The sequence below is a fragment of the Oceanospirillum sediminis genome (genome assembly GCF_014164585.1).
GTDB lineage: Bacteria > Pseudomonadota > Gammaproteobacteria > Pseudomonadales > Halomonadaceae > Oceanospirillum > Oceanospirillum sediminis.
Genome location: NZ_JACJFM010000130.1, coordinates 1 through 462 on the forward strand (window position 1 = coordinate 1; position 462 = coordinate 462).

At 55.6% G+C, this 462-nt stretch carries 1 protein-coding gene; it reads left to right on the forward strand.

What is annotated here, in order from left to right; genetic code table 11:
• The coding region (locus tag H4O21_RS24215; RefSeq protein WP_182812462.1) for a TRAP transporter large permease subunit at positions 1 to 462 on the forward strand (462 nt) is incomplete at both ends.

Below are 462 nucleotides of genomic sequence, written 5' to 3' on the forward strand. Positions count from 1 at the left end.
ACTTTATGGATTTCCGCTGGGCAGGGGCTCTGTCTATGGCGGCAAAACGCGTCGTGGATACTGCACAGGAGTACAGCCTGTCGGTGATCCCGCTGTTTATTCTGATGGGCAACCTGGTCACCAAATCCGGGCTGTCTCATGAGTTATACCGCGCCTCCAACGCCTTCCTGGGCCATAAAAAGGGCGGTTTATCGATGGCTACCGTTGTGGCCTGTGGTGGCTTCTCCGCAATCTGTGGTTCCAGTCTGGCGACATCCGCGACCATGGCTAAAGTAGCCATGCCGCCGATGCGTAAATATGGCTACTCAGACTCTCTGGCAACCGCATCTATTGCGGCGGGCGGCACTCTGGGGATTCTGATTCCACCCAGCGTGATCCTGGTCATTTACGGTCTGCTGACCGAAACCAGTATCCGTGAGCTGTTTGCCGCAGGCTTTATTCCGGGATTTCTGGGTATTCTGC